A 13,705-nucleotide genomic window follows, 5' to 3' on the forward strand; every position below is an offset into this window, starting at 1 on the left:
GATCGACGGCGATCAGGTCAGCGAGGGTATTGGCATCACCCCAAAAACATCTTATACACCGGATTGGCACTCTCATCCCAGTGACGGTATCCGAGCGTGGTGAGGAACAGGCGGAACTGCTCCATTTCCTCGACCGGCACTTGCAGCCCCACCAGAATGCGACCGACATCGCCGCCTTGATTGCGGTAATGGAACAGCGAGATATTCCAGTTCGGCGCCATGCTGTCCAGGAAGCGCATCAGCGCGCCCGGACGCTCGGGGAATTCGAAACGATACAGCAGTTCGTCATGGGCCAACGCACTCTTGCCTCCGACCAAATGGCGGATGTGCAGCTTGGCCAGCTCGTCGTGCGTCAGATCGAGCGTCTTGAAGCCGCTCTGCTCGAAGGTCCGGGCCAGCACGCCGGACTCGCCGCGGCTGGCGATCTGCACGCCCACGAACACGTGCGCCTGGGCCGCGTCGCTGACGCGGTAGTTAAATTCGGTCACATTGCGCGGCCCGATCAGCGCGCAAAAGCGCTTGAAGCTGCCGCGCTGCTCGGGAATGGTCACCGCGAACACCGCCTCGCGCGCTTCGCCCAGCTCCGCGCGTTCGGCCACGAAACGCAGGCGGTCGAAGTTCATGTTCGCGCCGCAGGCAATGGCCACCAGCGTCTCGCCGCGCACCGGGTTCTTGCTCATCGCCGAACGCTCGATGTAGGCCTTGGCGCCGGCCACCGCCAGCGCGCCGGATGGCTCCAGGATCGAGCGCGTATCCTGGAACACGTCCTTGATCGCCGCGCAGATCGCATCGGTATCGACCAGGATGATCTCGTCCACGTACTGCTGCGCCAGGCGGAACGTTTCTTCGCCCACCAGGCGCACCGCGGTGCCGTCGGCGAACAGGCCCACATCGGGCAGGGTCACGCGCTGGCCGGCTTTCAGGCTGCGCGCCATCGCGTCCGAATCGGTCGACTGCACGCCGATGATCTTGATGTCCGGGCGGATCTGCTTGACGTACGCCGCCACCCCGCCGATCAGGCCCCCGCCGCCAATGGCGACGAAGATCGCATGGATCGGGCCCGAATGCTGGCGCAAAATCTCCATGCCCACCGTGCCCTGGCCGGCAATGACGTCCGGATCGTCGAACGGGTGCACAAAGGCGAGCTTCTGTTCTTTTTCGAGCGTGAGTGCGAAGTTATAGGCGTCGGTGTACGAGTCGCCATGCAGAATCACTTCCACATTGGCGCCGCCGAAAGCCTTGACCGCATCGATTTTCACGCTCGGCGTGGTGGTCGGCATGACGATCACCGCGCGGCAGCCCGTCTTGGCCGCCGACAGGGCCACGCCCTGCGCGTGATTGCCGGCCGAGGCGCAGATCACGCCGCGCTTGAGCTGCGCGGGGGCCAGGTTGGCCATCTTGTTGTACGCGCCCCGCAGCTTGAAACTGAACACGCTCTGCATGTCTTCGCGCTTGAAGTAAATGCGGTTCTCCATGCGCTGCGACAGGATCGGCGCCAATTCGAGCGGCGTTTCGGTGGCGACGTCATAGACGCGTGCGGTCAGGATTTTCTTGAGGTAGTCGATAGTCATAGTCTGCAAACAAAGTGATTCTGGGCCGGAAAATCCGGAACGCGATGCTGTTGACGCTGGACTGTGTTGTCGGCGGATGACCGAGGCTTGCAGTGCGATGCGCGGTTCCGGATGGCGGGCTCGGCGTATCGTGTCGGTGCAATAATTTTTCCTCATTATAATGGACGGCTTCAGCAGTCATCAAAGTGCCTCCATGATCGAATCCGCTGTCCTCTGGCTGCTCAAATTGCTGGCCGCTCCCGCGGTCGGGCTCAGCTCGGTCTTCGTGATTGCATTCGTCTCGGCCACCTTGGTGCCGCTCGGGTCCGAGCCGGCCGTGTTCGCCGTCATCAAGGCCAATCCGGCCATGTTCTGGCCCGCCATCCTGGTGGCGACCCTGGGCAACACCCTGGGCGGGGCGCTCGACTACTTCATCGGCTACCGCGCCAAGGTCGCCTTTGCGAAAGAGCGCAAATCGCGCTGGTTCGCCTGGCTGGCGCGCTACGGCGCCAAAACCATGCTGCTGTCGTGGGTGCCCGGGATTGGCGATCCGCTGTGCACGCTGGGCGGGTGGCTGCATTTGCCGTTCTGGCCGAGTCTCGGCTATATGGCGATCGGCAAATTCATGCGCTACCTGACCATGACCACCGCGCTGCTGTATGTGCCGGACAGCTTCTGGAAGGGGCTCGGCGAGACCTTGTCCAATTTCTGGCACATGTTTTTTTGACCCCGTCGTTCCCGCCGAGTGCCGCCTTGGCGCGGGAACGACGTCGCTCAAAGGCTCGTCTCCAGCACCACCCGCACCACCGCCGCCGTCGATGCGCGCCCCGCGCGCGTGTTGCTGCCGTCAGCATCGGCATACGCGCTGCCGCTCCTGCGGTCGCGGTGAAGCGCATTCGCCACCGACAAACGCAGCTGCGTGCTCGCCCCGGCCTTCCACACCCCAACCACATCGAGCACGCGCACCGGCCCCGTATCGCTGCGCAGGTAGCGGCTCATTTGCGTCGCCCCGCCATATTGCAGATTCAGGTTCATCCCCAGCGTGTACTGCGCCCCGATGCGCGCATCGATGCCGAAATTGGCTGTGACGCGCGCCTGGTCGCCCAGGCGGTTGTCCGGCGCCGGCACCGCGTCCAGCCGCGACCAGTTGCGCGCGGCGTTGGCGCGCAGGTCCATGTCCGGCGCCGACGGCAGCACGCTGCGCAGCGGGAAGCGGGCGTCGAATTCAAGGCCTGCCACCTTCGCCTTGCCGTTGTTGAACGGCGTCGAAATCCAGGCGCCATCCTCCTGGTACAGGGTTTGCACCGTCACCGCGTCGATCCGGCGCGCGTAGGCCGACACGCTGGCCACCCCGTTCTTTCCGAAGTACGACTCGTAGGCCGTGTCGATACCCCACGCCAGCTCGGGCTTGAGCGCCGGGTTGCCGCGCACGTCAGGATTGGTCGGGCCGTTGGCGTTGTTGACCGTGTAGCGGCGCGGCACCAGGTTGCGCACCGCCGGCGCCTTGTAAGTGCGCGAGAGCGAAAAGCGCAGCTGGTCCTTGCCCTCCAGCTTCCACAGTAACTGTGTGATGGGGCTGAGCACCGACGACTTGCTGCTCACTTCCTCCAGTGCGCGCCCTTCTGTCGACGTGTGCAGCCCTTCCCAGCGCAGCCCGAGGTACGCCTGCAGGCGTGGCGACACGGCCCACTCGTCTTGCGCGAATACCGCCAGGCGGCCGACCACCGCGCGATAGTCTTCGTCGAGCTGCGACAGGAACCGGCCGGCGGCGGTGCTGTCGTTCTGGCGCCGCGATTCGGTGCGCTGGGTGCGCCCGCCTTCCCAGCCGATGCCCATGCTGTGGCCGGGCATGACCGGCGCCAGGTATTTGCCGCTCACGACGGCGCTGTTGTCGACCGCGTCCGAGAGCACCTTGCGCGCGAGCGTACGCGTATTGCCAGCGCCCCTGAACAGATAGTCCGTTTCGCGCTTGTTGTGATTGAGCCCGGCCTTGACCGTGAGCTTGCCGTCGGCGCCGATCTGGCGCGCCAGGCTGATGTCGCTGCGCGCCGACACCGTATCGGACCTGGTGCGGTAATCGCTGATCGGATACTCTGTGCTCGCACCCGAGACGGTGGTTTCGACCGCATTGCCGTTGTTGGCATTGCGCGCAACGTCAATGAAGGTCTGCCAAACCAGGCTGCCGCCGTCGGGCAGGGTCCAGTTCACACGCGGGGTCAGGTTCAGGCGCGTGTTGCGAAACGATGCCCATTCGCGCAGTTCGCGCCGCGCCAGCGGCGCATCGTCGACGTTTGCGTCATCGACCGTTTCAAGCGTCATGTAGCGGTTGTCGGTGGTCGTGCGCGTCATTTCAGCCGCCAGCGAATACGCCAGGTCGCCGGCGCGCTCACCCCATTGCAGCGACGCCGACGGGTCGCCGCGTCCCGCCAGCAGGCCCGCACCGAGCTTGACGTCGCGCTGTTTGCGCGCGTTGCCCTTCTTGAGAAACACATTGATGGTCCCGGCGATGGCCTGCGAACCCAGTTCCGCCGTGGCGGTGCGCAAAATATCGATCCGTTCAATCATCGCCGGGGCGATGCTGTCGATTGAAAAACCGGCCGCCACCGGATCGCCGTTAACCAGCAACTGGGTGTACCCCGCGCCCAGCCCGCGCATGCGGATCTCGCCGCCGGTCAGCGACACGCCGCTCTGGCGCTTGAGCACCGCCGAGAGGGACGTGTCGCCATATTGAATAATTTCGTCGCGTCCGACCACGATGCGCGCGGCGGTGTCGTCGCGCCGCACGTTGGCGCTGGCGGCGCCGCTCACCTCGACCCGCTGGATCGTGCCGGTGGCGTCCTGCGCGTGGGCGGCATGGTTAAAGGAAGACAGCAGGGCGAGCGCCTGCGCGGAAAAGACGAGAGAGGATTTCATGAACGATCAAGTGGTGGACAGGGACGCCGATTGTGTCCGCTCGCCCGGCCGCGCAGAACCGGAATGTGACGAGTCGCCGGAACTGGATGACGAAGGCCGCAGCATGGCAGAAAAATGGCGTGGTTGCGCTGGTATACTTTGCATCGATGATCACTGCACAAAATCCGCCCCGACCAAGCAGCCTGCCCAAGGCCCTCCTGACGATCGTGTTGATCTGGACTGTATTGTGTGCGATCGGCGCCGTTGGCAACTATAGCGACGAGCTGCAACGCGGCGGCTTCAGCCGCTCCTACGCGCATATGTTCTGGCTCTGGTGGCGCGAGCACCTGCTGCTGATGGCGATGAGCTTTGGCTGTTACGCCTTTTTCACCGCCCGCCCGGCGGCGCTAGGCAGCGTGCCGCGCATCCTTGCCGCCTACCTGCTGGTCGCGGCCGTGTTCACGCCGCTCGACCTGCTCAATGCGGGCATGCTCAAACTGTATGACGAGGGTACGCTGTCCGGACTTGCGCCGGTTGTCGACGCCGCGCTGGCGCGCTCGCGATTCTGGCAATTCATGGCGCTGGTGTGGGTGACGTTTACGTTCGTGGCCGTGGTGGCCGCGTGCAGCTGGCGTGAAGGGCGCCGGCGCGAACAGGCCTGGATACGCTCTCAGAGCGACAATCTGAACCTGCGCCTGGAACTGGAGCAGCAACGCTTGCTGGCGCTGCGCGGCCAGCTGGAACCGCACTTCCTCTTCAACGCCCTGAACGCCATCAGCGCACTGGTGCGCTCGGACGACAAGCGCGTGGCGCTGGACGGCATCAACCACCTGAGCGCCCTGTTGCGCTACGCCCTGGAAGCGAGCGCGCGCGATCACGCCGGCGTGCGCGAAGAGCGCCAGTTCCTCGACGACTACCTGGCCTTGCAGCGCCTGCGCTACGGCGCGCGCCTGCAGGTCAGCGTCGAAGGCGACAGCGAGGCGGTGCTGGCCGGCGACATGCCGCCGCTGCTGCTGCAGCCGCTGATCGAAAACGCGCTGCGCCATGACCTGGACTGCCACGACTGCCCGAGCGATATCCGGGTCGCCTTTGCCGCGACTGCGGATCGCTTGACGATCCACGTATCGAACCCCGCCGGCGAGGCCCGCTCGGCCAATCCCGGCCTCGGGCTGGGTCTGCGCCATACCCGCGCACGCCTTCAACTGGCCTACGGCAACAGCGCCTCGCTGCAAATGGGCCTGAAAGACGGCCGCTTCGTGGTCGATATCAGCATGCCGCTGCACGCGCCGGACAAATGATGGTGCGCGCGCTGATCGTCGACGACGAGGAACCGGGCCGTGTCAACCTGCGCTACGCCCTGGCCGATCACCCGCGCTGGCAGGTGGCCGGCGAGTGCCCCAGCGTGGCCGCGGCCCAGGCGTTCATCGCAACGCGGGACGTCGACGTGGTATTGCTCGATATCCAGATGCCGGGCGGCTCCGGACTGATGCTGGCGCGCGCGCTGGCCGGCCTGGCCAACCCGCCGCTGGTCATTTTCGTCACCGCGCACAACGCCTTTGCGCTCGACGCGTTCGAGGTGCACGCCCTCGACTACCTGCTCAAACCCGTGCACGATGCGCGCCTTGCCACTGCCCTGGCGCGTGCCGAATCGATGCTGGAACTGCGCCAGCGCCCCGCCTACGGCGCTGCCCTGCGCGCCTGGGTCGAGGCCAGCGACGAGCCTCCCGGCATGCCGGACCGGTACTGGCAGCAGGTGAGCGTGCGCTCGGTCGGCCGCATCGAATGCATCCGGCTGGCCGACGTCGACTGGATCGAAACCTGCGGTAATTACGTCAGCCTGCATCTGGCCACGCGCAGCGTGATGCACCGGCTGCCGCTCAGCCGCCTGCTGGCCCATCTCGATCCGGCCCGCTTCCTGCGCGTGCACCGCGGCGCCGTGGTGCGCACCAGCCAGGCAGCGAACCTGGCGGTGGTGGGTGATGGCGCCTGGCGCCTGACCCTGCGCTCGGGCGCCCACGTCGCCGTCAGCGAACGCTATGTCGACGCTGTGCGCGCGGCGATGCGCGAGTGCTGACGCGGTCGATGATTCAGTATTTCATTCCAAAAAGTTCGATTTCGGCTGAACTTTGATCGGCGGCAAGTGGCATTAAATTCCAAAACTATTGTCATTTTCTCAAATTACCATCGATTTGTTTGTGCGCTTTCACCCTGTCGCCCTTGTAAAAGCGAAGGCTGTTCCTGCGTTGTGCAGCGCAATACGCTAGAATGAACTCCCTTAGGGTCAGTCCACATAGTCCACCAATACATGAACGCCCCCGCACAAATCCAAGCACTTCTGGCCGAAACGCCAAACGGTCACGCCGCGACCCGCCTGCGCGAAATCCCATATAACTACACCTCGTTTTCGGACCGCGAAATCGTGATCCGTCTGCTGGGCGAATCGTCCTGGGAGCTGCTCGACGAATTGCGCGGTTCGCGTCAGACCGGGCGCTCGGCGCGCATGCTGTACGAGGTGCTGGGCGATATCTGGGTGGTGCGGCGCAATCCGTATTTGCAGGACGACATGCTGGACAACCCGAAACGGCGCCAGGAACTGATCGACGCGTTGCATCACCGCCTGGCCGAAGTGGACAAACGCCGCACCAGCGTCGACGCGCTTGAGGGCGACGACCCGACCGGCGAAGTCGCGCGCGCGCGCAGCGCCAACGTGGAAAAGCTGCTCAAGGCAGCATCCAAGGCCGTCGAAGACTTCGGCAACGAATTCCGCCAGACCTGGGACCTGCGCAAGCGCACCACCAAGGTGCTGGGCCGCTACACCGAAAAGCACAATATCTGCTTCGACGGCATGAAGCGCGTCGCCCACGTGACCGACGCCACCGACTGGCGCGTCGAGTATCCGTTCGTGGTGCTTACGCCCGACACCGAAGACGAGATGGCGGGCCTGGTCAAAGGCTGCATCGAACTCGGACTGACCATCATTCCGCGTGGCGGAGGAACCGGCTATACCGGCGGCGCCATTCCGCTTACGCCCATGTCGGCCGTCATCAACACGGAAAAACTGATCACCCTGGGCGAGGTCGAAATGACCATGCTGCCCGGCGTGGACCACGAATACGCGACCATTCATTCGGGCGCCGGCGTGGTCACCAAGCGCGTTTCCGACGCCGCCGAAAAGGCCGGCTTCGTGTTCGCGGTCGACCCTACATCGGCCGAAGCCTCCTGCATCGGCGGCAATGTCGCCATGAACGCCGGCGGCAAGAAGGCCGTGTTGTGGGGCACCGCGCTCGACAACCTGGCGTCGTGGAAGATGGTCGACCCGAACGGCGACTGGCTGGAAGTGACGCGCATCGAACACAATCTGTCGAAGATCCACGACGCGCCGGTGGCCAAGTTCAAGCTCGAATGGACCCACCCGAATGCGCGCGGTGAAGCGAAAGACGCGCCGTTCAAGACCGAAATGCTGGTCATCGAAGGCCGGCGCTTCCGCAAGGAAGGCCTGGGCAAGGACGTCACCGACAAATTCCTGTCCGGACTGCCGGGCATCCAGAAAGAAGGCTGCGATGGGCTGATCACGTCGGCGCGCTGGATTTTGCACAAGATGCCGAAGTACGCGCGCACCGTCTGCCTCGAATTCTTCGGCCAGGCGCGCGATGCGATTCCATCGATCGTCGAAATCAAGGATTACCTCGACGGCCTGCCGGCCAAGGGCGGCCCGGCGTTTGCGACCATTCGCCTGGCCGGTCTGGAACACCTCGATGAGCGCTACCTGCGCGCGGTCGGCTATGCCACCAAATCGAAACGCGGGGTGCTGCCAAAGATGGCGCTGTTCGGCGATATCGTCGGCGACGACGAGAACGCCGTGGCGCAAGCCGCCTCGGAAGTGGTGCGCATCGCGAACACCCGCGTGGGCGAAGGCTTCGTGGCCGTCAGCCCGGAAGCGCGCAAGAAATTCTGGCTCGACCGCGCCCGCACCGCGGCAATCGCGCGCCACACCAACGCCTTCAAGATCAACGAAGACGTGGTCATTCCGCTGGGCCGCATGGGCGAATACACCGACGGCATCGAGCGCATCAACATCGAGCTGTCGATCAAGAACAAGCTGCAGCTGACCGACGAACTGCGCGCGTTTTTCGCCGCCGGCAATCTGCCGGTCGGTAAGAGCGACGACGCCTCCGGCGAATCGATCGGCGACGAAGAAATGCTGGGCGACCGCGTGCAGCAAGCGACCGAACTGCTCGGCGCCGTGCACGCGCGCTGGACCTGGCTGCTGGCCCAGCTCGACCAGCCGCTGGCCGGCGCGCGCGATGCCTTGCGCGCAATCGGATTGGCCCGCCTCGACGTCGTGTTCGACGAGCGCCTTGCGCAGCAGCCCGACGCCACCCTGTTCGACGTGGTCCAGGACCGCACCGTGCGCGTCTCGTGGAAGCAGGAGATTCGCGCGCAACTGCGCCAGATCTTCAACGGCGCCGCCTACAAACTGATTCTCGACGAATCGACCGCGATCCACCAGAAGGTGCTGCGTTCGCGCGTGTTCGTGGCGCTGCACATGCACGCCGGCGACGGCAATGTGCACACCAACCTGCCGGTCAATTCCGACGACTACGCCATGCTGCAGGATGCGCACGAAGCCGTGGGCCGCATCATGAAGCTGGCGCGTTCGCTCGACGGCGTGATCTCGGGCGAGCATGGCATCGGCATCACCAAGCTCGAATTTTTGACCGAAGAGGAAATCGGCGAATTCCGCGACTACAAGCTGCGCATCGATCCGGAAGGGCGCTTCAACAAGGGCAAGCTGCTCAACCTGCCCGAGTTCGGCGCCGACCTGCGCAACGCCTACACGCCGTCGTTCGGCCTGATGGGCCACGAATCGCTGATCATGCAGCAAAGCGATATCGGCGAGATCGCCAACAGCATCAAGGACTGCCTGCGCTGCGGTAAATGCAAACCGGTGTGCACCACCCACGTGCCGCGCGCGAACCTGCTGTATTCGCCGCGCGACAAGATCCTGGCGACGTCCTCGCTGATCGAAGCGTTCCTGTACGAAGAGCAGACCCGCCGCGGCGTCTCGATCAAGCACTGGGAAGAATTCGAGGACGTGGCCGACCACTGCACCGTGTGCCACAAGTGCGTCACGCCATGCCCGGTCAACATCGACTTCGGCGACGTGTCGATGAACATGCGTAACCTGCTGCGCAAGATGGACAAGAAGACGTTCAGGCCTGCCAACGCGGCGGCGATGTTCTTCCTGAACGCGACCGACCCGGTGACCATCAACGCCACGCGCCAGGTCATGGCCGGCTGGGGCTTCAAGGCGCAGCGCTTCGGCCACAATGTGCTGAAAAAATTCGCCAAGAAGCAGACCCGCGCGCCGCTGCCCACGACCGGCAAGGCGCCGGTGCGCGAGCAGGTGATCCACTTCATCAACAAGAAAATGCCGGGCAATCTGCCCAAGAAGACCGCGCGTGCGCTGCTCGATATCGAAGATGACAAGATCATCCCGATCATCCGCAATCCGAAGGTGACCACGGCCGATACCGAAGCCGTGTTCTACTTCCCGGGCTGCGGATCGGAGCGATTGTTCTCCCAGGTTGGCCTGGCCACCCAGGCGATGCTGTGGGAAGTCGGCGTGCAAACCGTGCTGCCGCCGGGTTACCTGTGCTGCGGCTATCCGCAGCGCGGCGCCGGCCAGTACGACAAGGCCGACAAGATGATGACCGATAACCGCGTGCTGTTCCACCGCATGGCCAACACGCTCAATTATCTGGACATCAAGACCGTGCTGGTGTCGTGCGGTACCTGCTACGACCAGCTGGCGACCTACGAGTTCGACAAGATCTTCCCGGGATGCCGCATCATGGACATCCACGAGTACCTGCTTGAAAAAGACGTCAAGCTCGAAGGCGTCAGCGGTACGCGCTATATGTACCACGAGCCTTGCCACAATCCGATGAAGCTGCAGGATTCGGTCAAGACTGTCAATGCGCTGGTGTCGACGGTGGACAACGTGAAGATCGAAAAGAACGACCGCTGCTGCGGCGAGTCCGGTACCTTCGGCGTGTCGCGTCCCGACATCGCCACGCAGGTGCGCTTCCGCAAGGAAGGCGAAATGGAGAAGGGCGCCGACAAGCTGCGCGCCGATGGCTTCAGCGGCGACGTCAAGATCCTGACCAGCTGCCCATCGTGCCTGCAAGGCCTGTCGCGCTACAACGACGATGCCGGCACCACCGCCGACTACATCGTTGTCGAAATCGCGCGCCACAAGCTGGGTGAAAACTGGCTGCCCGAATACGTGGCCCGTGCCAACAGCGGCGGCATCGAAAGGGTGCTGGTATGAGTGTTGGTAAAAGCTGTGAACTGTGCGAACTGGCGGTCGAGCCGATCTGGCGCAACGACAGGCTGTCGGTCATCCTGGTCGACGACGCCGCCTATCCGGGCTTTTGCCGGGTCATCTGGAACGATCACGTCAAGGAAATGACCGACCTGGCCCCATCCGACCGCCTGCTCCTCACCGACGCGGTGTGGCATGTGGAACTGGCGCTGCGCGATGTGATGAAGCCCGATAAGATCAACGTCGCCAGCCTGGGCAACATGACGCCGCACCTGCACTGGCACGTCATTGCGCGCTACGCCGACGATGCGCACTTCCCGAATCCCGTGTGGACGGTGGCGGTGCGCACGACTGAAGAATCGATTCTGGCGGAGCGCCGCGCGCTGCTGCCGAAACTGGCGGCCGACATTGCGCGCCGCATGGAAAAATCAGCATGAACCCGACCGCACTGACCGTCCACCAGAAATCACGCGTGCTCGATATCGCCTTCGACGACGGCAGCAGCTTTTCGATTCCGTTCGAGCTGCTGCGCGTGTATTCGCCGTCGGCCGAAGTGCGCGGCCACGGCCAGGGGCAGGAAGTGCTCCAGCTGGGCAAGCGCGATGTCGGCGTCACGGCGCTCGAACCGGTGGGTAACTATGCGGTGCAGCCGACCTTCTCGGACGGCCACAACACCGGTCTGTTTTCGTGGGATTACCTGTACAAGCTCGGTAGCGAGCAAGCTGCCTTGTGGGCCGACTACATGGCGCGCCTGCACGCCGCCGGTTTCGAGGGTGACGCAGGCCGCGAGCCTGGCGCCGAGCTGCCGGGCGTGCCGACAGCGGCCAAGGGCTGCGGTCACAAGCACTGATTTACTGCCTGGCTCCGCAGCCTTGCAGGTGATCGTCGCGGTTTCTGCGCGAGCAAGTGAGCGCGTACTTACGCCGCCAGCGCCTGCGGCGACACGCCGGCCGACTGCATCGCACCGGCGCGCGCGTAAATCGCAGCGGCCACTGGCGAATTCAGTTTGAGCACCAGGCGGCGCCGGTCGGCAGTCGCCAGGCGCTCATTCATCTGGTCGAAAATTTCCAGCGGCCCCAGTTCCTGCGCCTTGAGCTGCACGCCCAGCGCATCGACCGCCGGATACTCCGCCAGCTTGGCGAGGACGTCATCCACATTCATGCCCGCGTGGATGACGATCAGCTGCGGCTCCAGCCGCGCCCAGGTTTCAACCGCCAGTTTGAGCTTGCGCTTGGTGTTATCGAGCAGCGCTACCTGCACGGCTTCGGTCCAGGCGACGTGGTTCATTTCCAGCGCATGTTCGAGCTGTTGTCCGTGCAAACTGTCGGCGGCCCCCTGAGCGGCCGCGTGCGATTTGATCTGGGGCAGGGTCGGGGCGGCGGCCAGCTGATGGTCCATGCGCGCCGCATGCACTCGTTCAAACAGTACGATCAGGTTGTTCACGTCGAGCGCGCGCCCTTCCGGCGTGGAGGCAAACGCCGCGACCGCCGAACGCCATGACGCCTTATTATTGGGTTCCACCGTCAGCGTGGGAAGGCGCAGCGCGCGCGCGCCAGGAGCGCCGCTCAGCACCCCCACGGTGCCGCTGGATGATAATTTGATGAATTCGACGAACGGACGCATGCCGCGCTGCAGGCCCACCAGGCCGACGATCTTGTTGTCCGGGTGCTGGCCGATGATGTACACGCGCTGGTCTTCGTCGGACGCGAAGGTGCCGAGCAGTTTCATGCGGTGATTGGTCATCCCCGACCACAGTTTTTTCATTTCGGCGTAGGCATCGGCGTCTTCCTCGCCGATATATTCACGTCCCAGCGGCTGCACGCGCAGGCGTACGCGCGCGGTTTGCTCGACCAGGTAGGGTGCGTACAGCTTGAAATCGCCCGCCAACCTGCTGAATTGATTGCGCTGATGGTAATAGAAGCCGGCTGCCACGGCGCCGGCCACGATCGCGATCACGGCAAGGATCATCAGAAAAGTCGACATGCTCATTCGCTAACAAAATAGGGGGGCTTAGGGTAACACCAATCATCCCCCAAAAACCGCCCGCAGCCCAGCGTTGAAGCTAGTTATTGCGCAATTACAACATTCACCTTGGCCTCGCGCAGCACCCTGGCCAGCGCTTCGGGCGGTTTGGCGTCGGTGAACAGCACGTCGATCTGCGAGGCGTGGGCCATGCGCATCAGCGCCTGGCGCCCGAACTTGTCGTGATCGGCCACCAGCCACACCGCGCGCGATTGCTCGATGATCGCCTGCGCCACCTTGACTTCGCGCGGATCGAAGTCGCGCAGGGTGCCATCGGGCTCGATGCTCGAAATGCCGATGATGCCGATATCGACCTTGAACTGGCGGATGAAATCGATGGTGGTTTCGCCCACGATGCCGCGGTCGCGCCCGCGCACCACGCCGCCGGCCAGGATCACTTCGCACCCGGGGCTGTCGCACAGGATGGTCGCCACATTGAGGTTGTTGGTCACCACATGCAGTCCCTGGTGGTGCACCAGCGCGCGCGCCACTTCTTCGGTGGTGGTGCCGATATTGATCAACAGCGAACAGTGCGACGGCACCTGCGCCGCCACCGCGCTGGCGATGCGGCGCTTGGCGTCCACGTTGAGCACCTGGCGGTCGCTGTAGTCGATGTTCTGGACCGAGGAGGGCAGGCCCACGCCGCCGTGGTAGCGCGCCAGCAGGCCCGCTTCTTCCATCAGCTTGACGTCGCGCCGCACGGTTTGCGGTGTCACTTCAAGCTGCTGCGCCAGTGCCTCCAGCGACACCGTTACCTGCTGGCGCACTGCGTCGAGAATGCGCCGCTGGCGTGGGTTGAGCGTCATCGTGGGGCTCCTGTTAAAGCGCCAAATTTATCACAAACGAAATAAAACGAAAACAAACAGATAAATTTTTGTTTCATTTTTTTCGTTTTTGTCTTATTGTTCATCTT

General features: G+C 63.9%; 10 protein-coding genes. 6 read left to right on the plus strand and 4 right to left on the minus strand.

What is annotated here, in order from left to right; translation table 11 throughout:
- Positions 1 to 35: 35 nt before the first annotated feature.
- A complete protein-coding gene (gene ilvA / locus RBA40_RS06560) occupies positions 36 to 1,571 on the minus strand; it encodes a threonine ammonia-lyase, biosynthetic (RefSeq protein ID WP_306646925.1) in 1,536 nt (511 codons plus the stop codon).
- Between the two features lie 193 nt (positions 1,572 to 1,764).
- Between ilvA and RBA40_RS06565 the strand changes: the two genes are divergently transcribed.
- The gene (locus tag RBA40_RS06565) at positions 1,765 to 2,277 is read left to right on the plus strand and encodes a YqaA family protein (RefSeq protein ID WP_306646926.1); all 513 of its coding nucleotides are present in this window, start codon (positions 1,765 to 1,767) and stop codon (positions 2,275 to 2,277) included.
- Positions 2,278 to 2,324: 47 nt separating this feature from the next.
- On the opposite strand, the gene RBA40_RS06570 is transcribed toward RBA40_RS06565, so the two are convergent.
- On the minus strand, positions 2,325 to 4,463 hold the full coding sequence (locus tag RBA40_RS06570; RefSeq protein WP_306646928.1) for a TonB-dependent receptor plug domain-containing protein: 2,139 nt from the start codon (positions 4,461 to 4,463) through the stop codon (positions 2,325 to 2,327).
- An 86-nt stretch (positions 4,464 to 4,549) separates the two neighbouring features.
- Here RBA40_RS06570 and RBA40_RS06575 point away from each other — a divergent pair, with 86 nt between their 5' ends.
- The 5 genes from RBA40_RS06575 (at position 4,550) to RBA40_RS06595 (ending at position 11,620) form a co-directional block, all read left to right on the plus strand.
- Positions 4,550 to 5,740 (plus strand): sensor histidine kinase, encoded by a 1,191-nt coding sequence (locus RBA40_RS06575; RefSeq protein ID WP_306646929.1) that lies wholly within the window; start codon positions 4,550 to 4,552, stop codon positions 5,738 to 5,740.
- Complete coding sequence (locus RBA40_RS06580; protein ID WP_306646931.1) at positions 5,737 to 6,516, plus strand: LytR/AlgR family response regulator transcription factor; 780 nt, start codon at positions 5,737 to 5,739, stop codon at positions 6,514 to 6,516. Before RBA40_RS06575 ends, RBA40_RS06580 begins: the two co-directional genes overlap by 4 nt.
- A 231-nt stretch (positions 6,517 to 6,747) precedes the next feature.
- Positions 6,748 to 10,776, plus strand: a complete 4,029-nt coding sequence (locus tag RBA40_RS06585) for a DUF3683 domain-containing protein (protein ID WP_306646933.1) — start codon at positions 6,748 to 6,750, stop codon at positions 10,774 to 10,776.
- The gene (locus RBA40_RS06590) at positions 10,773 to 11,207 is read left to right on the plus strand and encodes an HIT family protein (RefSeq protein ID WP_306646934.1); all 435 of its coding nucleotides are present in this window, start codon (positions 10,773 to 10,775) and stop codon (positions 11,205 to 11,207) included. Before RBA40_RS06585 ends, RBA40_RS06590 begins: the two co-directional genes overlap by 4 nt.
- Positions 11,204 to 11,620 (plus strand): gamma-butyrobetaine hydroxylase family protein, encoded by a 417-nt coding sequence (locus RBA40_RS06595; protein WP_206091491.1) that lies wholly within the window; start codon positions 11,204 to 11,206, stop codon positions 11,618 to 11,620. The genes RBA40_RS06590 and RBA40_RS06595 overlap by 4 nt, the downstream gene beginning before the upstream one ends.
- 68 nt (positions 11,621 to 11,688) lie before the next feature.
- Here the strand turns inward: RBA40_RS06595 and RBA40_RS06600 are convergent, their stop codons facing one another.
- Positions 11,689 to 12,753, minus strand: coding sequence for a hypothetical protein (locus RBA40_RS06600; protein ID WP_306646936.1), 1,065 nt, complete (start codon positions 12,751 to 12,753; stop codon positions 11,689 to 11,691).
- A gap of 83 nt (positions 12,754 to 12,836) precedes the next feature.
- Positions 12,837 to 13,598, minus strand: coding sequence for a DeoR/GlpR family DNA-binding transcription regulator (locus RBA40_RS06605; protein ID WP_099873929.1), 762 nt, complete (start codon positions 13,596 to 13,598; stop codon positions 12,837 to 12,839).
- Positions 13,599 to 13,705 lie beyond the last annotated feature (107 nt).

Source organism: Massilia pseudoviolaceinigra (genome assembly GCF_030846505.1).
Classification (GTDB): domain Bacteria; phylum Pseudomonadota; class Gammaproteobacteria; order Burkholderiales; family Burkholderiaceae_D; genus Telluria_A; species Telluria_A violaceinigra.

Bases quoted from the DNA above. Each gene is read 5' to 3' on its own strand.
- RBA40_RS06595 (WP_206091491.1), top strand. From the start codon at position 11,204: ATGAACCCGACCGCACTGACCGTCCACCAGAAATCACGCGTGCTCGAT.
- RBA40_RS06590 (WP_306646934.1), top strand. From the start codon at position 10,773: ATGAGTGTTGGTAAAAGCTGTGAACTGTGCGAACTGGCGGTCGAGCCG.
- RBA40_RS06585 (WP_306646933.1), top strand. From the start codon at position 6,748: ATGAACGCCCCCGCACAAATCCAAGCACTTCTGGCCGAAACGCCAAAC.
- RBA40_RS06565 (WP_306646926.1), top strand. From the start codon at position 1,765: ATGATCGAATCCGCTGTCCTCTGGCTGCTCAAATTGCTGGCCGCTCCC.
- RBA40_RS06570 (WP_306646928.1), bottom strand. From the start codon at position 4,463: ATGAAATCCTCTCTCGTCTTTTCCGCGCAGGCGCTCGCCCTGCTGTCT.
- RBA40_RS06575 (WP_306646929.1), top strand. From the start codon at position 4,550: ATGACGAAGGCCGCAGCATGGCAGAAAAATGGCGTGGTTGCGCTGGTA.
- RBA40_RS06600 (WP_306646936.1), bottom strand. From the start codon at position 12,753: ATGTCGACTTTTCTGATGATCCTTGCCGTGATCGCGATCGTGGCCGGC.
- RBA40_RS06580 (WP_306646931.1), top strand. From the start codon at position 5,737: ATGATGGTGCGCGCGCTGATCGTCGACGACGAGGAACCGGGCCGTGTC.
- ilvA (WP_306646925.1), bottom strand. From the start codon at position 1,571: ATGACTATCGACTACCTCAAGAAAATCCTGACCGCACGCGTCTATGAC.
- RBA40_RS06605 (WP_099873929.1), bottom strand. From the start codon at position 13,598: ATGACGCTCAACCCACGCCAGCGGCGCATTCTCGACGCAGTGCGCCAG.